This window comes from Streptomyces sp. NPDC056503 (genome assembly GCF_042794995.1).
GTDB lineage: Bacteria > Actinomycetota > Actinomycetes > Streptomycetales > Streptomycetaceae > Streptomyces.
Window position 1 is genome coordinate 20,707 of the sequence record NZ_JBHTST010000045.1, and the last position, 19,174, is coordinate 39,880.

The 19,174-nt window shown below is 71.5% G+C and carries 19 protein-coding genes; 2 read left to right on the forward strand and 17 right to left on the reverse strand.

Translation table 11 applies throughout. The features are described from left to right. Positions 1-5: 5 nt before the first annotated feature. Complete coding sequence (locus ACFQ8C_RS16190) at positions 6-713, reverse strand: MBL fold metallo-hydrolase (protein WP_383457275.1); 708 nt, start codon at positions 711-713, stop codon at positions 6-8. 154 nt (positions 714-867) lie between these two features. Here ACFQ8C_RS16190 and ACFQ8C_RS16195 point away from each other — a divergent pair, with 154 nt between their 5' ends. Together ACFQ8C_RS16195 and ACFQ8C_RS16200 are read left to right on the forward strand one after the other, a co-directional pair. After that, positions 868-1,617, forward strand: coding sequence for a peptidylprolyl isomerase (locus ACFQ8C_RS16195; RefSeq protein ID WP_383457278.1), 750 nt, complete (start codon positions 868-870; stop codon positions 1,615-1,617). 225 nt (positions 1,618-1,842) lie between these two features. Then, complete coding sequence (locus ACFQ8C_RS16200) at positions 1,843-3,072, forward strand: DUF349 domain-containing protein (protein WP_383457281.1); 1,230 nt, start codon at positions 1,843-1,845, stop codon at positions 3,070-3,072. A 70-nt stretch (positions 3,073-3,142) separates the two neighbouring features. Here ACFQ8C_RS16200 and ACFQ8C_RS16205 read toward each other — a convergent pair whose 3' ends face one another. The 16 genes from ACFQ8C_RS16205 to pgsA form a co-directional block, all read right to left on the reverse strand. Beyond that, positions 3,143-5,587 (reverse strand): RelA/SpoT family protein, encoded by a 2,445-nt coding sequence (locus tag ACFQ8C_RS16205; protein WP_383457283.1) that lies wholly within the window; start codon positions 5,585-5,587, stop codon positions 3,143-3,145. Between the two features lie 298 nt (positions 5,588-5,885). Further along, complete coding sequence (locus ACFQ8C_RS16210) at positions 5,886-6,437, reverse strand: adenine phosphoribosyltransferase (RefSeq protein WP_383457286.1); 552 nt, start codon at positions 6,435-6,437, stop codon at positions 5,886-5,888. Next, complete coding sequence (secF, locus tag ACFQ8C_RS16215; protein ID WP_383457289.1) at positions 6,434-7,507, reverse strand: protein translocase subunit SecF; 1,074 nt, start codon at positions 7,505-7,507, stop codon at positions 6,434-6,436. Before secF ends, ACFQ8C_RS16210 begins: the two co-directional genes overlap by 4 nt. 1 nt (position 7,508) lies before the next feature. Continuing rightward, complete coding sequence (gene secD / locus ACFQ8C_RS16220) at positions 7,509-9,284, reverse strand: protein translocase subunit SecD (RefSeq protein WP_383457291.1); 1,776 nt, start codon at positions 9,282-9,284, stop codon at positions 7,509-7,511. Between the two features lie 147 nt (positions 9,285-9,431). Further along, positions 9,432-9,866, reverse strand: coding sequence for a preprotein translocase subunit YajC (gene yajC / locus ACFQ8C_RS16225; protein ID WP_383457353.1), 435 nt, complete (start codon positions 9,864-9,866; stop codon positions 9,432-9,434). A 202-nt stretch (positions 9,867-10,068) separates the two neighbouring features. Then, the gene (ruvB, locus tag ACFQ8C_RS16230; protein WP_383457293.1) at positions 10,069-11,160 is read right to left on the reverse strand and encodes a Holliday junction branch migration DNA helicase RuvB; all 1,092 of its coding nucleotides are present in this window, start codon (positions 11,158-11,160) and stop codon (positions 10,069-10,071) included. Between the two features lie 38 nt (positions 11,161-11,198). Next, positions 11,199-11,831: a Holliday junction branch migration protein RuvA gene (gene ruvA / locus ACFQ8C_RS16235; protein ID WP_383457296.1), complete on the reverse strand. Its 633-nt coding sequence runs from the start codon at positions 11,829-11,831 to the stop codon at positions 11,199-11,201. Next, positions 11,828-12,358: a crossover junction endodeoxyribonuclease RuvC gene (ruvC, locus tag ACFQ8C_RS16240; RefSeq protein WP_383457299.1), complete on the reverse strand. Its 531-nt coding sequence runs from the start codon at positions 12,356-12,358 to the stop codon at positions 11,828-11,830. Before ruvC ends, ruvA begins: the two co-directional genes overlap by 4 nt. Positions 12,359-12,468: 110 nt before the next feature. Continuing rightward, positions 12,469-13,221 carry a YebC/PmpR family DNA-binding transcriptional regulator gene (locus ACFQ8C_RS16245; RefSeq protein WP_383457301.1) on the reverse strand — a complete coding sequence of 251 codons (753 nt, stop codon included), beginning with the start codon at positions 13,219-13,221 and terminating at the stop codon, positions 12,469-12,471. Between the two features lie 63 nt (positions 13,222-13,284). Continuing rightward, positions 13,285-13,875 (reverse strand): pyridoxal 5'-phosphate synthase glutaminase subunit PdxT, encoded by a 591-nt coding sequence (pdxT, locus tag ACFQ8C_RS16250; protein WP_383457304.1) that lies wholly within the window; start codon positions 13,873-13,875, stop codon positions 13,285-13,287. A 6-nt stretch (positions 13,876-13,881) separates the two neighbouring features. Next, complete coding sequence (pdxS, locus tag ACFQ8C_RS16255; protein WP_383457307.1) at positions 13,882-14,790, reverse strand: pyridoxal 5'-phosphate synthase lyase subunit PdxS; 909 nt, start codon at positions 14,788-14,790, stop codon at positions 13,882-13,884. Between the two features lie 135 nt (positions 14,791-14,925). After that, positions 14,926-15,468, reverse strand: coding sequence for a hypothetical protein (locus ACFQ8C_RS16260; RefSeq protein WP_030745424.1), 543 nt, complete (start codon positions 15,466-15,468; stop codon positions 14,926-14,928). A gap of 11 nt (positions 15,469-15,479) precedes the next feature. Beyond that, positions 15,480-16,115: an MBL fold metallo-hydrolase gene (locus tag ACFQ8C_RS16265; protein ID WP_383457310.1), complete on the reverse strand. Its 636-nt coding sequence runs from the start codon at positions 16,113-16,115 to the stop codon at positions 15,480-15,482. 243 nt (positions 16,116-16,358) lie between these two features. After that, positions 16,359-17,513, reverse strand: a complete 1,155-nt coding sequence (locus tag ACFQ8C_RS16270) for a glycosyltransferase family 4 protein (RefSeq protein WP_383457313.1) — start codon at positions 17,511-17,513, stop codon at positions 16,359-16,361. Continuing rightward, positions 17,510-18,415, reverse strand: a complete 906-nt coding sequence (locus ACFQ8C_RS16275) for a phosphatidylinositol mannoside acyltransferase (protein ID WP_383457316.1) — start codon at positions 18,413-18,415, stop codon at positions 17,510-17,512. The genes ACFQ8C_RS16270 and ACFQ8C_RS16275 overlap by 4 nt, the downstream gene beginning before the upstream one ends. After that, positions 18,412-19,077 carry a phosphatidylinositol phosphate synthase gene (gene pgsA, locus ACFQ8C_RS16280; RefSeq protein ID WP_383457319.1) on the reverse strand — a complete coding sequence of 222 codons (666 nt, stop codon included), beginning with the start codon at positions 19,075-19,077 and terminating at the stop codon, positions 18,412-18,414. Before pgsA ends, ACFQ8C_RS16275 begins: the two co-directional genes overlap by 4 nt. Between the last annotated feature and the right edge of the window lie 97 nt (positions 19,078-19,174).

Genomic DNA, 19,174 nt, shown 5'->3' on the forward strand with positions numbered 1-19,174 from the left:
TCTCGTCACATTCCTCGTCGGGGAGCGTCCGCGCTCCCGAGGCCGGAGGCCACCTGCCGCAGATACGGGTTGGTGGCGCGCTCCTGGCCGATGGTCGTCTGGGGACCGTGGCCGGACAGGACGACGGTCGAGTTGTCGAGCGGCAGGACCACGCGGGTCAGCGACTCGAGCATCTCGGCCATGTCACCGCCGGGCAGGTCGGTGCGTCCGATGGAGCCGGCGAACAGCAGGTCGCCGGAGTAGAGCACGGAGGGGATCTCCGTGGTCTCCGGCGTCCGGAAGGTCACCGACCCCTTGGTATGACCGGGCGCGTGCGCGACGGAGAAGTCCATGCCGGCGAGCCTCAGCTCGGCGCCGTCGGTGAGCTCGTGCACGTCGTCCGGCTCGCCCACGGTCAGCTCGCCCATGAGGGGCATCCCGATGGAGCGGCCGAGGGCCTTCTCCGGGTCGCTCATCATGTACCGGTCGGCGGGGTGGATCCACGCCGGTACGCCATGGGCGCCGCAGACCGGGACGACGGAGGCGACGTGGTCGATGTGGCCATGTGTGAGGACCACCGCGACGGGCTTGAGCCGATGCTTCCTCAGCGTCTCCTCGACTCCCTGGGCGGCCTGGTGGCCCGGGTCGATGATGACGCACTCCTCGCCTGCGGCGGGGGCGACCACGTAACAGTTGGTGCCCCAGGCCCCGGCGGGGAACCCGGCAATCAGCACGATCGTCCTTCTGTGTCGTCCGGCAGATGACTGCGGCCTTGCGGAATGCAGCAGATCAGAGCCTACCGGCGCTGCGTATTCCACAGCCAACCCGTATACGGTACGGGCACATCCGGCCAGGACAGGAACACACGACCGACAAGGAGCGGACCCCGTGGTCACCAGCGATCAGCGGCGGCGGCAGCTCGCCAGGGACAAGTACGCGCGCCAGCAGCAGCGACGGGCGGAGGCGCAGCGCAAGGCCAAACGCCGTACCACCGTGATCGCCGCCTCCCTCGCGGTGGTGCTCGCGGCGGGCGGAGCGGTCTACGCCTCCGTGCAGTTCCTCGGCGACGACGCCAAGAACACCGAGGAGACGGCCGGCGGCGAGCCGAAGATGGCCATCGAGCCCCAGGGCACCTACGCCATGTCCCTGGCGACCAACGAGGGCGACATCACGGTCACCATGGACGCGGCGAAGACCCCGCGCACGGTGAACTCCTTCAAGCACCTCGCCGACAAGAAGTACTTCGACGGCACCAAGTGCCACCGGCTCACCACCGCCGGGATCTTCGTCCTCCAGTGCGGCGACCCGGAGGGCACCGGCATGGGCGGCCCCGGCTACACCATCCCGGACGAGAACCTCGCCGCCCTGGGCACGGCGGGCGCCGACGGCAAGGTGACGTACAAGGCCGGCACGGTCGCCATGGCCAACACCGGGCAGCCGGGCACCGGCGGCTCGCAGTTCTTCCTCGTCTACAAGGACTCGAAGCTGCCTCCGCAGTACACCCCCTTCGGCACGATCGACGCGGCCGGTCTGGCGGCGGTGCAGAAGGTCGGCGCCGCCGGGGCCGAGGGCGGCCAGGGCGACGGGGCCCCGAAGAAGCCGGTCACCATCGAGAAGGCGACCGTCTCCGCGAAGTGACGCGGGGTGACGGACGCGACGGCGGCCCGGACGTCCGCACGCACGTGACCGTGGAATTTCGGTCGCGCTGAGTGCGGACAGCCGGGCCGCCGTTCGCCTAGATTGGCGTTGTGCGGCGTGGTCCGATCCGTCGGCCGCGCGGCGAAGGCGGGCGAGGCCCGCCCAGGAACTGTGGACGATGCCCGGGGGTCACCACCCACGAGGGCATCATGGTGAGGAGGCGCTGTGAGCAGCGACCCGTGGGGCCGTGTCGACGAGACGGGCACCGTGTACGTGCGGACGGCCGAGGGTGAGAAGGTCGTCGGATCCTGGCAGGCGGGCACTCCCGAGGAGGCTCTGGCCTACTTCGAGCGCAAGTACGAGGGCCTGGTTGTCGAGATCGGCCTCCTCGAGAAGCGGGTGAAGACCACCGACCTCTCGGCGAAGGACGCCCAGACGGCGATCGAGCACATCCGGCACCAGGTCGACGAGCACCACGTCGTCGGCGACCTGGCCGCGCTCTCCGCCCGTCTGGACAAGCTCGTGGAGTCCGTGGACTCGCGCCGCGAGGAGCGCAAGGCGCAGAAGGCCAAGCAGGCCGACGAGGCGCGCTCCGCCAAGGAGGCCCTGGTCACCGAGGCGGAGGAGCTGGCGCAGAGCGAGCAGTGGCGGGTCGCCGGCGAGCGGCTGCGGGCGCTCGTGGACACCTGGAAGGGCCTCCCCCGGCTCGACCGGAAGTCCGACGACGAGCTGTGGCACCGCTTCTCGCACGCCCGCTCGGCCTTCTCCAAGCGCCGCAAGGCCCACTTCGCCCAGCTCGACTCGCAGCGCGAGGACGCGCGGAAGGCGAAGGAGCGTCTGGTCGCCGAGGCCGAGGCGCTCCAGAACTCGACCGACTGGGGCACGACCGCGGCCCGCTACCGCGAGCTGATGTCCGACTGGAAGGCCGCCGGTCGCGCGCAGCGCGAGCACGAGGACGACCTGTGGAACCGCTTCCGCGGCGCCCAGGACGTCTTCTTCGCGGCCCGCTCCGGGGTCTTCGCCGAGCGGGACGCGGAGCAGACCGAGAACCTGACGCTGAAGGAGGAGCTCGCCGACGAGGCCGAGAAGCTGCTCCCGGTGACGGACCTGAAGGCCGCCCGCGCCGCCTTCCGCTCCCTCAACGAGCGCTGGGAGGCCATCGGCCACGTGCCGCGCGACGCCCGCCCGAAGGTGGAGGGCCGGATGCACACGGTGGAGCGGGCGATCCAGGAGGCCGAGGAGGCCGAGTGGCGCCGCACCAACCCGGAGGCACGCGCGCGTGCCGCGGGTCTGACCGGCCAGCTCCAGGACGCCGTCGAGAAGCTGCGCAAGCAGATCGACGCGGCCCGGGCGGCGGGCAACGACGCCAAGGCCGACAAGCTCGCCAAGGAGCTGGAGGGCCGCCAGGCCCTGCTCGACCAGGCGCTGAAGGGCCTGGAGGAGTTCGGCGGCTGACCTCGCCGTCGTACGGACACGGGAAGGGCCCCCGGCACACGCCGGGGGCCCTTCCTCGTACCCCGTACGGCTACGGGCGCCGCGCGCTGGTCACGCGGTAGACGTCGTACACGCCCTCGACGCCCCGGACCGCCTTGAGGACGTGCCCCAGGTGCTTGGGGTCGCCCATCTCGAAGGTGAAGCGGGAGGTGGCCACCCGGTCCCGGGAGGTCTGGACGGCCGCCGAGAGGATGTTGACGTGCTGGTCCGAGAGGACCCGGGTGACGTCCGAGAGGAGCCGGGAGCGGTCCAGCGCCTCGACCTGGATGGCGACCAGGAAGACCGAGGACTGGGTCGGGGCCCACTCGACCTCCAGGATCCGCTCCGGCTCCCGGGAGAGCGAGTCGACGTTGACGCAGTCGCTGCGGTGGACGGAGACGCCGCTGCCGCGGGTGACGAAGCCGATGATCGGGTCGCCGGGCACCGGGGTGCAGCAGCGGGCCAGCTTGACCCACACGTCCTCGACGCCCTTGACGACCACGCCCGGGTCGGCGTTGGAGCGCCGCTTGGAGCGGCCGCGGGTCGGCGGGGCGGTCTCGGCGATGTCCTCGGTGGCGGCCTCCTCGCCGCCGAGCGCCTGCACCAGCTTCTGCACGATCGACTGGGCGGTGACATGGCCCTCGCCGATCGCCGCGTACAGCGAGGAGATGTCGGTGTAGCGCAGCTCGTGGGCGAGGGTGACGAGGGAGTCGCCGGTGAGGATCCGCTGGATCGGCAGGTTCTGCTTGCGCATGGCCCGCGCGATGGCGTCCTTGCCCTGCTCGATGGCCTCGTCGCGGCGCTCCTTGGAGAACCAGCCGCGGATCTTGTTGCGGGCGCGCGGGGACTTGACGAAGCCCAGCCAGTCGCGGGAGGGTCCGGCGCCGGCGGCCTTGGAGGTGAAGACCTCGACCAGGTCGCCGTTGTCGAGGGTGGACTCGAGCGGCACGAGCCGCCCGTTCACCCGCGCCCCTATCGTGCGGTGGCCGACCTCGGTGTGGACCGCGTAGGAGAAGTCGACCGGGGTGGCGCCGGCGGGCAGCGCGATGACGTCGCCCTTGGGCGTGAAGACGAAGACCTCGTTGCGCGAGAGGTCGAAGCGGAGGGACTCCAGGAACTCGCCCGGGTCCTCGGTCTCCTTCTGCCAGTCGAGCAGCTGGCGCAGCCACGCCATGTCGTTGAGGTGGTCGTCCTTGCCGGTGTTCTTCGGCACGTCGGTGCGCACCTTCGAGGCGCCGGCGACGGCCTCCTGCTTGTACTTCCAGTGCGCGGCGATGCCGTACTCGGCGCGGCGGTGCATGTCGAAGGTGCGGATCTGCAGCTCGACGGGCTTGCCGTTGGGGCCGATGACCGTCGTGTGCAGCGACTGGTACATGTTGAACTTCGGCATCGCGATGTAGTCCTTGAACCGGCCGGGGACCGGGTTCCATCGCGCGTGGACGGTGCCGAGGGCCGCGTAGCAGTCGCGGACGGTGTCCACGAGGACGCGGATGCCGACCAGGTCGTAGATCTCCGCGAAGTCACGGCCGCGGACGATCATCTTCTGGTAGACGCTGTAGTAGTGCTTGGGGCGGCCGGTGACGGTCGCCTTGATGCGGGCGGCGCGGAGGTCGGTCTGGACCTCGTCGGTCACTATGGCGAGGTACTCGTCCCGCTTGGGGGCGCGCTCGGCGACGAGCCGGACGATCTCGTCGTACATCTTGGGGTAGAGGATCGCGAAGGCGAGGTCCTCCAGCTCCCACTTGATGGTGTTCATGCCCAGCCGGTGCGCCAGCGGGGCGTAGATCTCCAGCGTCTCGCGGGCCTTCTTCTCCTGCTTCTCCCGCTTGAGGTAGCGCATGGTGCGCATGTTGTGCAGGCGGTCGGCGAGCTTGATGACGAGGACCCGGGGGTCCTTGGCCATGGCGACGACCATCTTGCGGACGGTCTCGGCCTGCGCGGCCTCGCCGAACCTGACCTTGTCGAGCTTGGTGACGCCGTCGACGAGGAGCGTGACCTGGTCGCCGAAGTCGCGGCGCAGGTCCTCCAGGCCGTACTCGGTGTCCTCGACGGTGTCGTGGAGGAGGCCCGCCATCAGCGTCGCCGGGTCCATGCCGAGCTCGGCGAGGATGGTGGTGACGGCGAGCGGGTGGGTGATGTACGGGTCGCCGCTCTTGCGCTTCTGTCCCCGGTGCCAGCGCTCCGCGACCTGGTAGGCCCGCTCGATCTGGCGCAAAGTGGCCGTTTCGATCTTGGGGTCGTTGGAGCGGACGATCCGCAGCAGGGGTTCGAGGACCGGGTTGTACGGCGACGAGCGCTGCACTCCGAGCCGGGCGAGGCGGGCGCGCACCCGGTTGGAGGAGCCGCCGGAGCGGCTTGGCGCCGGTGCCGGAGCGGGCGCAGCAGGCTTCGGCCTGTTCTCCGCGGGCTTGTCCTGGGGCGTGCCGGACCCCTGCGCGGCCTGGTCGGCCTTGGGGTCGGGCTGCGCGGCGGAGAGAGACTGGGCCTCGTCTGGCAAAGAGCGCTCCTCTGGGGTCCCCCCGGACGGGGTCTGGGGGAGGTTCCGGGTCCCCCGGTCAGGCCCGGAGAGCCCATCGTATCGAGCCACGCCGCGCCGTGCTCACGCGCCCGGGGGACGGACGGGGAGCCGGGGACCGCGACCGGGCCGTCCCTTCCGGATCCTGCCGGGCTCGCGACGCCCGGCACGCACCGGCCCCGTGGGGCGTACCGAGGCAAACACGAGGGGCGCCCCGGGAATTCCCGGGGCGCCCCTGACGTGGCCCGTCATCGGACCGGCGGTCGTGCTTCCTCGTGCCTCACACCCGGATGAGCGCGGTGAGCGGAGCGCCCTGGAGGGCGGGTTCCAGACGGGCACGGCCCGGGAGGAAGCCCAGTTCCATGAGGACCGCCACGCCGGCCACCTCGGCGCCGGCGCGGCGGATCAGCCCGATGGAGGCCTCGGCGGTGCCGCCGGTGGCGAGGACGTCGTCGATGACCATGACTCGGTCGCCCGCGGCCAGGTCCTCGGCGTGCACCTCGATCTCGGCGGTGCCGTACTCCAGCTCGTACGCCTGCCGGAGCGTGGCCCCGGGCAGCTTGCCGGCCTTGCGCACCGGGATGAAGCCCAGGCCCGCGCGGACGGCGACCGGTGCCGCGAGGATGAAGCCGCGCGCCTCCAGGCCGACGATCTTCGTCGCGCCGTGCGCGGAGCACAGTGCGGCGAGGGCGTCGGTGAGGGCGGTGAACGCCTCCGGGTCCGCGAGCAGCGGCGTGATGTCCTTGAACAGCACGCCCGGCTTCGGGTAGTCGGGGACGTCGCGGATCCGGCTGAGCAGCAGGTCGGTCACGTCCTGGGCCCCGGCGGTCATCCTCGGCGCTCCTCGGCGCGGCCGCGGCGGGCGGCGCGCGGTCCGACGACCGCGGCCTCGCCCGCGTCGGTGCCGTCGTCCAGGCCGTCCTCGCCGCGGGCGGCGGCGGAGTCGCGCTTGGCCAGGACGCGCTTCCTCAGCGCCTTCATCGCCGGCTCGCGCTCCTTGAGGTCGGCGACGAGCGGGGTGGCGATGAAGATCGAGGAGTAGGCGCCGGCGGCCAGACCGACGAAGAGCGACAGCGAGATGTCGTTCAGCATGCCGGCGCCGAGGACGCCGCCACCGATGAAGAGCAGGCCCGCGACGGGCAGCAGCGCCACGACGGTGGTGTTGATCGAGCGGACCAGGGTGCCGTTGATCGAGCGGTTGGCCAGGTCGCTGTAGGTGAAGCGGGTCTGCTTCGTGATGTCCTTCGTCTGCTCCTTGAGGGAGTCGAAGACGACGACGGTGTCGTACAGCGAGTAGCCGAGGATGGTCAGCAGACCGATGACCGTGCCGACGGTGACCTCGAAGCCGACCAGCGAGTAGATGCCGACCGTGATCGTGAGGTCGTGGATCAGCGCGATCAGCGCCGCGACGGCCATTCTCCACTCGAAGGCGATGGCCAGGTAGATCACCACGAGGATCATGAAGACGCCGAGGCCGGTCCACGCCTTGTTGGCGATCTGCTCACCCCAGCTGGGGCCGACCAGCTCGGCGGCGATCTTGTCCTCGGAGACGTTCAGGTCCTTCGCCAGCTCGGTGCGGACCTGGTCGGACTGCTCGGTGTCGAGACCGCCGACCTGGATGCGCAGGGAGCCGTTGCCGAGCTGCTGGACGATCGCGTCGTGGCCGGAGGCCTCCTCCGCGTACTCCGTGGCCTGGCTGACGGTGACGTCCGTCTTCGGGGTGGTGAAGACCGCGCCGCCCTGGAACTCGATGCCCATGTTGAGGCCGCGGACGGCCAGGGCGACGATGGCCGTGATGGTGATCAGGATGGACAGGCCGTACCAGATCTTGCGGTTGCCGATGAAGTCGTAGCCGACCTCACCTCGGTGGAGCCGGGCGCCGAGATCTCCGAGCTTCGACATCTCACGCCTCCTTCGGGTCGACGGGGGCGGTGGTACGGCGGGCGCGGCGCAGCGGCGGCTTGGCGCCCAGGCGCTTCGGGTCCAGACCGGACCACTTGTGGCCGTTGCCGAAGAACTTCGTGCGGGCGAGCAGCGTCATCACCGGCTTGGTGAAGAGGAACACCACGACGACGTCGAGCAGGGTGGTCAGGCCGAGCGTGAACGCGAAGCCCTGGACCTTGCCGACGGTGACGATGAAGAGCACCGCGGCGGCGAGGAACGACACGAAGTCGGAGACCAGGATGGTGCGGCGGGCGCGCGGCCAGGCGCGCTCGACGGCCGGACGCAGGGTGCGGCCCTCGCGGATCTCGTCGCGGATGCGCTCGAAGTACACGATGAACGAGTCCGCGGTGATGCCGATGGCGACGATGGCGCCGCAGACGGCCGGCAGGTTCAGCGCGAAGCCGATGGCCGGGCCGAGCAGGGCCATGATCACGTAGGTGAGCAGGGCGGAGACGCCGAGGCTGAGGATCGCGATGAACGACAGGCCCCGGTAGTAGACCACCAGGTAGATGATGACCAGCGCCAGGCCGATCGCGCCGGCGATGAGGCCGGCCTCCAGCTGGTCGCCGCCGAGGGCGGCGGTGACGGTGTCGACGCTCTGGGTGTCGAAGGAGAGCGGCAGGGCACCGTAGGCGAGGATGTTGCCCAGGTCCTGGGCGGACTGCTGGTTGAAGCTGCCGGAGATCTGCGCGTTGGCGCTCAGCGTGGTCTGGACGCGGGGCGCCGAGACGACCTCGCCGTCGAGGACGATCGCGAACTGGTTCTGCGGCTCGCTCTGCTGCGACAGCTTGCTGGTGATCGCCTGGAACTTCTTCGAGCCGGCGTCCGTGAACTCCATGTCCACGATCCACTGACCACTCTGCTGGTCGATGGCGGCCTTGGCGCCGTCGACGTCACGGCCCTCGACCTCGGCGGGACCGAGGAGGTACTTCTCCCACTGGTCGATCGCGTTCTTGCCACAGGCGACGATGGTGTCGGCGGGCTTGGTGCCCGCCGCGGCGGCGGTGCGCTGCTTGGGGTCCAGGCAGTTCAGCGTGGTGAACTTCTGCTGGAGCGCGGCGGTGGCGGCGTCGGCGGGCGGGGTCGCCTGCGGGGTTCCGCTCGCCTTCGGCGTGGCGGTCGCCTTCGGCGTGCCGGTGGCGGAGCCGGTGGGAGTGGGCGTGCCGGTGGCGTTCGGGGCCTTGAGGGCCTCGGAGAGGGCACGGCCCTGGGTGGAGGCGGTGGCGGTCGGGGTGGCCGACTTCTTCTCGCCCACCGAGGCGGACGCGGAAGGCTTCGGCGTGGCCGAGCCCGAGGGGGTCGCCGTCGGCGCGGCCTCGGGCGAGGCGGCCGCGACGGTGAGAACGGGCCGGAAGTAGAGCTGGGCGGTGGTACCGACCTGCTCGCGGGCCTGCTTCTCGTTCGTCCCCTTGGGGATGTTGACGATGATGTTCTCGCGGCCCTGCGTCTGGACCTCGGCCTCGGAGACGCCGAGACCGTTGACACGGCGCTCGATGATGCCGACGGCCGTGTTCATGTTGGTCTCGTTGACCGCGGACTCCTGGCCGGGCTCGGCCTTGGCCTTGAGCGTGATCGACGTGCCGCCGGCGAGGTCGATGCCGAGGCGCGGGGTGGTGTGCCCCGACCAGAACATGCCGCCGGTGAGCGCGACCATGGCGATCAGAATGAAAGCCAGGGCGCGTCCAGGCCGGCTCTGTCCCCCCGCCGGCCCTCGGCCCTTCTTCGGTGCTGCCACCTGTCGTTTCTCCCTGTCCAAACCGTCCGGGCGCCGGGTGGGCGCACGGAGGCCACGAAGTGTGTGTGGGGACCATCCCCCGCAGACGTCGGACCGTGCCCGGCCGCGCCGACGCCGGTGGGCGTCGGCCGCGATGCCGGGTGCGCGTTACTTCGCCTCGGTCTCGCCGTCGGTCTTGCCGTCCTTCTCGCCCTCGGCCGCGTCCGACTTCTTCGTCAGGTCGGCCTTGGGGGCCTCGTCGGCGGAGTCGGTCAGCGAGGAGGCGTCGTCCGGGACGACGGTCTCGGAGTCGGCGGCGCCCTCGTCCTCGGTGTCGCCGTGGACGATCCGGTTGTACTCGGCGTCGTCGAGGACCGCGCCGATGGCGTTCTTCGCGTAGACGGCGTGGACGCCGGGCGCGACCTCCAGCAGGACGGACTCGTCCTGGATCTCCTTGACGGTGGCGTACATTCCCCCGATCGTGCGTACGCCGGTGCCGGGCTGCATCTGGTTGCGCATCTCCGCCGCCTGCGCCTGCTTCTTCTTGGCCGAGCGGGTCATCAGGAACATCGCCCCGATGAGCACGATGAACGGGAGGAGCATGCCGATGTTATTCACGGGACGGAAATCCTTCGCACGGTCACGGAGAACCCGCGGCCTGATCTTCGGGGGTGGGTACGCCGACCGGAAAGGGCGGCATCGGCGGAGTCTAGGCGAGTCCGCATCGATGGAACAACGCCCAGCATGGCACCGTGGTTCCTCGTCGGGCGATACTCCGCGCCGTCACCCATCCGTCACAGCGGCCTCAGGCGCCGAAGAGCCCCTGTTGTCCGGATCCCGTCCCGCCGGGGGCCCCCGCCGGGCCCGCTGCCTGCGGCGGAACCAGTCCGAGGTGGGTCCATGCCGCCGGCGTGGCCACCCGGCCACGGGGCGTACGGGCCAGCAGTCCCTCCCGTACGAGGAAGGGCTCGGCGACCTCCTCGACGGTCTCGCGCTCCTCGCCCACGGCGACGGCGAGGGTCGAGAGTCCGACGGGGCCGCCGCCGAAGAGCTTCAGCAGCGCCTCCAGGACCGCCCGGTCGAGGCGGTCGAGGCCGCGGCTGTCGACCTCGTACACACCGAGGGCCGCGCCGGCGATGTCCCGGGTGATCACTCCGTCGGCCCTCACCTGGGCGTAGTCGCGGACCCGGCGCAGCAGCCGGTTGGCGATGCGCGGGGTGCCGCGGGAGCGGCCGGCGATCTCGGCGGCGCCGGCCGGGTCGATGGTCACGTCGAGGAGGCCAGCGGAACGGACCACGACCCGCTCCAACTCGTGCGGCTCGTAGAACTCCATGTGGGCGGTGAAGCCGAAGCGGTCGCGGAGCGGGGGCGGCAGCAGGCCGGCCCGGGTGGTGGCGCCGACCAGGGTGAAGGGCGGCAGGTCGAGGGGGATGGCGGTGGCGCCGGGGCCCTTGCCGACGATGACGTCGACGCGGAAGTCCTCCATCGCCATGTAGAGCATCTCCTCGGCGGGCCGGGACATCCGGTGGATCTCGTCGAGGAAGAGGATCTCGCCCTCCTGGAGGGAGGAGAGGATCGCCGCGAGGTCGCCGGCGTGCTGGATGGCGGGGCCGGAGGTGATCCTGATCGGCGCGTTCATCTCCGCGGCGATGATCATCGACAGGGTGGTCTTGCCGAGACCCGGGGCACCGGAGAGCAGCACGTGGTCGGCGGTGGCGCCGCGCTGCCGGGCGGCCCTGAGGACGAGGTCGAGCTGCTGGCGGACCTTCTCCTGGCCGATGAACTCGCCGAGGTCCTTGGGGCGCAGGGCGGCCTCGACGGCCTGGTCGTCGCCCTCGGCGGCGGCGCCGACGATCCGCTCCTCGTGGGCGGATGCCGTCTCGTCGTCCCAGTTCACGGTGGTGTCTTCCTTCGTACGGGGAGGGTCCGCGGCGGTCAGCGGGCGCGGTTGAGCGTCTGGAGGGCGGCGCGCAGCAGCTGGGGCACGGGCGCGGAGCCGGTCTCGGCGAGCGCGGCCTCGGCCTGCGGGGTGACGGCGGCGACGGCCTCCTCGGCCTCGCGGCTCGCGTAGCCCAGGCCGACGAGGGCGGCGGCCAGCTGCTCGGTCCAGGGGGCGGGCCCGGTGGCGACGGCACGCTGCTGGCCGACGAGTCCGCTGCTGCCGAGGGGTTGGCCGAGCTTGTCCTTCAGCTCCAGGAGGAGCTTCTGGGCGCCCTTCTTGCCGATGCCGGGGACGGCGGTCAGCGCCTTCTCGTCGCCGGTGGAGACGGCGAGGCGCAGCGCGTCCGGGCTGTGCACGCCGAGCATGGCCTGGGCGAGCCGGGGTCCCACGCCGCTGGCGGTCTGGAGCAGCTCGAAGACCTGGCGCTCGTCGTCGTCGGCGAAGCCGTACAGGGTGAGCGAGTCCTCCCGGACGACGAGGGAGGTGGCGAGCCGGGCGTGCTCGCCGAGGCGGAGGCCGGCCAGGGTGTTCGGCGTGCACTGGACGGCCATGCCGACCCCGCCGACCTCGACGACGGCGGTCGTGGGGGCGAGGGCGGCCACCGGGCCGCTGACGAAGGCGATCATGACGTGCGGCCTTTCGAGGTGTGCAGGGCGACGGCCTGCTGGAGGCGGTTCTGGGCGGGGGCGCGCCAGATGTGGCAGATGGCGAGGGCGAGGGCGTCGGCCGCGTCGGCCGGCTTGGGCGGCGCGGAGAGCCGGAGCAGCCGGGTGACCATGGCGCCGACCTGGGCCTTGTCGGCGCGGCCGGAGCCGGTGACGGCGGCCTTGACCTCGCTGGGGGTGTGCAGGGCGACGGGGATGCCGCGCCGGGAGGCGCAGAGCATGGCGACCGCGCTGGCCTGGGCGGTGCCCATCACCGTACGGACGTTGTGCTGGCTGAACACCCGCTCCACGGCGACCAGTTCGGGCTGGAAGCGGTCGATCCACTCCTCGATGCCGCGCTCGATGCCGACGAGGCGCTGACCGATGTCGGCATCGGCGGGGGTGCGGACCACGCCGACCCCGAGCATGGTGAGCGGCCGTCCGGCGACGCCCTCGACCACGCCGACACCACACCGGGTGAGCCCCGGGTCCACTCCCAGTACGCGCATGCCGCCCCCCTTCCTTCGATCAGCCATTCGTGCAGGCTATCGGCTGCCACTGACAACGCAGCGGGCCGACGGGGTGTGTCCCCGTCGGCCCGCTGCCGCGAAGGTGCCGCTCAGGCGTCGATCTTCTCCATGACCTCGTCGCTGACGTCGAAGTTGGCGAAGACGTTCTGCACGTCGTCGCTGTCCTCCAGCGCGTCGATCAGCTTGAAGATCTTGCGCGCGCCCTCCTCGTCGAGCTCGACCTGCATGGTCGGGACGAAGCTGGAGTCGGCTGAGTCGTAGTCGATGCCGGCCTCCTGGAGCGCGGTGCGCACCCCGACCATGTCGGTGGCCTCGCTGATGACCTCGAAGGACTCGCCGAGGTCGTTGACCTCCTCGGCGCCCGCGTCGAGCACGACCTCCAGGATGTCGTCCTCGGACCGCTCGCCCTTGGGGAGCACGACGACGCCCTTGCGGTTGAACAGGTACGAGACGGAGCCCGGGTCGGCCATCGAACCGCCGTTGCGGGTCATGGCGACGCGCACGTCGGAGGCGGCGCGGTTGCGGTTGTCGGTGAGGCACTCGATGAGCACCGCGACGCCGTTCGGGCCGTAGCCCTCGTACATGATCGTCTCGTAGTCGGCGCCGCCGGCCTCGAGGCCCGCACCGCGCTTGAGCGCCGAGTCGATGTTCTTGTTCGGGACCGACTGCTTCTTCGCCTTCTGCACGGCGTCGAACAGCGTCGGGTTACCGTCGAGGTCGGCGCCGCCGGTACGGGCCGCGACCTCGATGTTCTTGATCAGCTTCGCGAAGAGCTTGCCGCGCTTGGCATCGATCACGGCCTTCTTGTGCTTCGTCGTAGCCCATTTAGAGTGGCCGGACATCTGCCTGTCTCCTTCGCGTAACCAACTTCTTGGACGAACCCCAGAGATCCTACCGGGATCGTCTCACCGTTCGGCGCGCACCATGTCCACGAAGAGCTCGTGGACGCGGTGGTCACCGGTGAGCTCGGGGTGGAAGGAGGTCGCGAGGACCTTGCCCTGGCGGACGGCGACGATGTGGCCGTCGTGCTCGGCGAGCACCTCGACCCCGGCGCCGACGGACTCCACCCACGGGGCGCGGATGAAGACGCCCTCGACGGGGGTGTCCACTCCCGCGACGGTGACTCCGGCCTCGAAGGACTCGTTCTGCCGCCCGAAGGCGTTGCGGCGCACGATCATGTCGATGCCGCCGAAGGTCTCCTGGCCCGAGCGCGGGTCGAGGATCTTGTCGGCGAGCATGATCAGGCCGGCGCAGGTGCCGTAGACCGGCATGCCCGCGGCGATCCGCTCGCGGATCGGCTCCATGAGGCCGAAGAGGACGGCCAGCTTGGAGATGGTGGTGGACTCGCCACCGGGGAGGACCAGGCCGTCGACCTCGGCGAGCTCTTCGGGGCGCCGGACCGGCCTGGCCACGGCGTCCGCCGAGGCCAGGGCGATCAGGTGCTCCCGGACGTCGCCCTGGAGGGCCAGGACTCCGATCACGGGGGTGGTGCTCATCGGTGGTTACCAGCCCCGGTTGGCGTAGCGCTCGGACTCGGGGAGGGTGTCGCAGTTGATGCCGACCATGGCCTCGCCGAGGTTGCGGGAGGCGTCCGCGATGATCTTCGGGTCGTCGTAGAAGGTGGTGGCCTTCACGATGGCGGCGGCGCGCTTGGCCGGGTCGCCCGACTTGAAGATGCCGGAGCCGACGAAGACGCCCTCGGCGCCGAGCTGGCGCATCAGGGCGGCGTCGGCCGGGGTGGCGACGCCACCGGCGGAGAAGAGGACCACGGGGAGCTTGCCGAGCTCGGCGACCTCCTTGACGAGCTCGTACGGGGCGCGCAGCTCCTTGGCGGCGGCGAAGAGCTCGTTGTTGTCGAAGCCGCGCAGCTTGGCGATCTCGTTCTTGATCTGGCGCAGGTGGCGGACGGCCTCGACGACGTTGCCGGTGCCGGCCTCGCCCTTGGAGCGGATCATGGCCGCGCCCTCGGCGATGCGGCGCAGGGCCTCGCCCAGGTTGGTGGCGCCACAGACGAAGGGGGTCGTGAAGGCCCACTTGTCGGAGTGGTTGACCTCGTCGGCCGGGGTCAGGACCTCGGACTCGTCGATGTAGTCGACGCCGAGGGACTGGAGGACCTGGGCCTCGACGAAGTGGCCGATGCGGGACTTGGCCATCACCGGGATGGAGACCGCGCCGATGATCTCCTCGATCATGTTCGGGTCGGACATGCGGGCCACGCCGCCGTCCTTGCGGATGTCCGCGGGGACCCGCTCCAGGGCCATGACGGCCACGGCGCCGGCGTCCTCGGCGATCTTCGCCTGCTCGGCGTTGACCACGTCCATGATCACGCCGCCCTTGAGCTGCTCGGCCATGCCGCGCTTGACGCGCGCGGTGCCGGTCTCGGGGGACTGGGGGGTGGTGGAGCTGGACACGGGGACCTCACTCGTGACAACGGGTTCAACGGGACGTTGACGACTAGAGCGAGGAAACAGTCCACGAGCGGTCCACAGCAAGGGCCAATGCGCAGGCTGTGGATCCTTTTCGCGGGAATCCGAGGCCGCAGGGGCTCAGGACGGACGATCAGCCAGGGCCACCGGCGGTTCGTCGTCCATTTCGAAGGCCATCGGGAAGGGCGCGTGGCCCGCGAGACGGAACCAGCGGACCTTGCGGTGGCGGCGCAGCGCGCGGGCGGCCCGCACCGCGTCGTTGTGGAAGCGGCGGGCCATGGGGACCCGTCGGACGGCGGCGGCCAGCTCCCCCGCGGCCTCCTCGCCACCGGGCGCCTCCCGTACGAGCTCCACCTGCTCCGGCTCGCCGAAGACCGCGCGCAGCGCCTGGCTCAGCTCGCTCTCCGCGACCTCCCGGTGGTCCTCCTCGGCCTGCCGGGCGGCGTGCGCGGCCTCGTACAGGACGATCGAGGCGGCCGGGTCGAGGACGCCGGAGGTGGCCAGCTCCTGGGTGACCGAGGCGCGGCGCAGGAGCTGCGCGTCGAGCGCGGCGCGGGCCGCGTCGATGCGGGTGTGCAGGCGGTCCAGCCTTCCGGCGGTCCAGCTGAGGTAGACGCCGATGAGGATCAGCGCGACGACGGTCCAGATCAGGGTCTCGGTCACGACCGCACAGGCTACCCGGGCGGAGGCGGCGCCCCTTCCCGGTGGGCGTGGTCATGGGCGAACAGGACGCGGACCGGACGCCCGTCCGCGCGCTCGGCGAGCCGCCCGAGCCAGGGCCGGTACGGCGTCCCGAAGTCGGCGGCCGTGTCGTACGCCTGCCCGGCGAGGAGCGTCAGCCGGTCGCCGTGGTCGAGGAGGAGCGACTGGTGGCCGTCGACGTGCCCGGGCGTCGGCAGGACCAGGATCCCGGGGGCGATCTCGTGCTCCCCGTCGATCTCGGTCCAGGCGACGCCGGGCAGGAGGGTGTCGATGGTGTACGCGCCCGCCCGCGCGGTGGCGAGCTCGGCGCGCTGGACGAGGGCGGGGGTGCCGGGGAAGCGCTGGTTGCCGCCGATGTGGTCGAAGTGCAGGTGGCAGTTGACCAGCAGGTCGACCTCGACGGGCGGGACGGCGAGGGGCCGGCGGACGATCCGGTAGTGGGCGTCGGTCTCGGGCGAGCCCTCCCCCATGCCGGTGTCGAAGAGCAGCGTGCCCCCGGGGTGCCGGACGAGGTAGGCGAGGGCGGGCTCCACGCGCGCGTGGAGCCCGCCGTACTCCTCGGCGGGGCGGACGAAGTGGCCCAGGTCGAGCCTCGTGACGTGGATCATCCGAGCAGGGTGCGCCTCCGCCCCCGTGGTGGGCAGGCGTTCCGCTGGGGGCGGAACGGGTGGGCACGACGGAACGGCACCGCGGCGGGTGCCTCCGCGCACGTGCCCGGACCCGCACCGCGCGTGCCCGGACCCGCACCGCGCGTGCGCCGTGCGCCGGGTACGGGTTCGGGCGCGGAAAGCCCGGGCCCGGCAAAGGACCCCGCCGTCCGCGCGGGCGGGGCCTGCCCGGACCTCCGGCTCCTACAGCCCCAGCCGGGCCCTGAGGCCGCCCGTCTTCTCGTCCGTGTCGACGGCCGCCGCGCCGTCGGTCACCGTCTCGTACACCGCCAGGATGTCCGCGCCGACCGTGCCCCAGTCGAAGCGCCGGACGTGCGCGGAGCCACGGGCGCTCAGTCCGGCGCGCCGCGCGGGGTCGCCGAGGAGCCGGATCGCCGCGTCCGCGAGCGCGTCCGCGTCCTCGTTGGCGAAGAGCTCGCCGGCCGCGCCCTGGTCCAGGACCTGCGCGAACGCGTCCAGGTCCGCGGCGAGGACGGGCGCGCCGGCCGACAGCGCCTCGACGAGAATGATGCCGAAGGACTCGCCGCCGGTGTTGGGCGCCACGTACACGTCGACGCTGCGCAGCAGCCGCGCCTTGTCCTCGTCGCTGACCATGCCGAGGAACTCCACCCGGGAGCGCATCTCCCGCGGCAGCGACGCCACCGCCTCCTCCTCGTCGCCGCGCCCGGCGACCAGGAGCCGCGCGCCGGGGCGTTCGGTGAGGATCCGGGGCAGCGCCTTCATCAGGACCGGCAGGCCCTTACGGGGCTCGTCGATGCGGCCGATGAAGCCCAGCGTCTCGCCCTGCCACTCCGCCTTCGGCTCGGCGCCGGCGAAGAAGTCCACGTCGACGCCGTTGGGGATGACGACGGCGTCGCCGCCGAGGTGCTCCACCAGCGTCCGGCGCGCGTACTCGCTGACCGCGATCCGGGCGCTGATCTTCTCCAGCGCCGGCTGGAGGATCGGGTACGCCGCGAGCATCGCCCGCGAGCGCGGGTTCGAGGTGTGGAAGGTGGCCACGATCGGGCCCTGCGCCGCCCAGCAGGTGAGCAGCCCCAGCGAGGGCGAGGTCGGCTCGTGGATGTGGACGACGTCGAAGGTGCCGTCGTGCAGCCAGCGGCGCACCCGCGCGGCGGAGAGGAAGCCGAAGCTGAGCCGGGCCACCGAGCCGTTGTACGAGACGGGCACGGCCCGGCCCGCGGAGACGACGTACGGCGGCAGCGGGGTCTCGTCGTCGGCGGGGGCCAGGACGGAGACCTCGTGTCCGAGCCGGATCAGGTGCTCCGCGAGGTCGCGGATGTGGAACTGGACGCCGCCCGGTACGTCCCAGGAGTACGGGCAGACGATTCCGATCCTCACGAAGTGCGCTCCTCCAGGTCGGCCAGCCAGAGGCGCTGGAGCATGTGCCAGTCCTCCGGGTGGTCCGCGATGGCCCCGGCGAAGGTGTCGGCGAGGGCCTGTGTCATGAGGGACGCCTTTTCGCCGCGGGTACCTGACTCGGGCGGCTCCACGGGCGCGTGCACCTGTCCCCGCATGACGTCGGTGTCGTCGTACCAGAGGGTCACCGGCAGGAGGAGCGCGTCGGTCTGGAGGGCGAGCATGGCCGGTCCGGCGGGCATCCGGGTGGCCTCGCCGAAGAAGGAGACCTCGACGCCGGAGGCGGACAGGTCCCGGTCGGCGACCAGGCAGACCAGGCCGCCGGCGCGCAGCCGCCGGGCGAGCGTCCCGAAGGCGGCGCCGCCGGTGTGCGGCAGCACCTCCATGCCGAGCGACTCGCGGTAGGCGACGAAGCGGTCGTAGAGCGACTCGGGCTTGAGCCGCTCGGCGACGGTGGTGAAGGGCACGCCGAGCGCGCGGGTCACCCACACGCCGGCCAGGTCCCAGTTGCCCATGTGCGGCAGGGCGAGGATCACGCCCCGGTCGGAGGCTATGGCGTCCTTCAGGACGTGCTCGCCCTTGATCGAGAAGCTGTTCGCGGCCCGCTCGCGGCTCCAGGTGGGAAGCCGGAAGGACTCCATCCAGTAGCGCATGTACGAGCGCATGCCGGCCTTCGACAGCTCGGCGAGCCGCTCGGGCGTGGCGTCGGGCACCACGCGCGCGAGGTTGGCCTCCAGGCGCAGCACGCCCTTGCCCCGGCGCTTCCACACGGTGTCGGCGATCTTCCGGCCGAGGGCCTTGGCCACCGGCTCCGGGAGCTTCTTGACGGTGGCCCAGCCGAGTCCGTAGAGCCCGTCGGCCACCTTGTCCTTCAGCGTGCTCACGATGCCGCCCCGCTCCCCCCGGCGGCCGCGGCGGCGTCCGCCTCGGCCGACTCCCTGCGTACCGTCACGACCCGCTGCCCCAGGGTCACGGCCGAGCCGACGGCGACGATCCACAGCGCGATCGGCAGCAGCACGTCGATCCTCGGCACGCCGAAGGCGTGCAGTCCGGCGAGGCCGGCGGCGACCAGCGAGATCACCAGTCGCTCGGCCCGCTCGATCAGGCCGTTCACCGCGACCGGCAGGCCAATCGATTCGCCACGCGCCTTGGTGTACGAGACCACCTGGCCGCTCGCCAGGCAGAAGATCGAGACCGCGCACAGCACGTTGTCGTCGCCCTTGCCGGCGTACCAGAGGGCGAAGCCGCCGAAGATCGCCCCGTCGGCGACCCGGTCGAGCGTCGAGTCGAGGAAGGCGCCCCAGCGGCTGGAGATCCCGGCCTGGCGGGCCATGTTGCCGTCGACGAGGTCGGAGAAGACGAAGAGCGTGATCACGATCGTCCCCCAGAAGAACTCGCCCCTGGGGAAGAAGACCAGCGCACCGGCGACCACTCCCGCCGTGCCGATCAGCGTCACGGCGTCGGGGCTGACGCCCCGGCGGAGCAGAAACGCGGCGAACGGTGTGAGGACACGCGTAAAAAACGCACGCGCGTACTTGTTCAGCATGGCCTTCCCGAGGTTTCGGCGGGCCGCGCGGTCCCATGACCACCGGCTCACCCATCGTAGCCACGCGCGTGACGCCGCACGGGAGCGCACCCGCCCC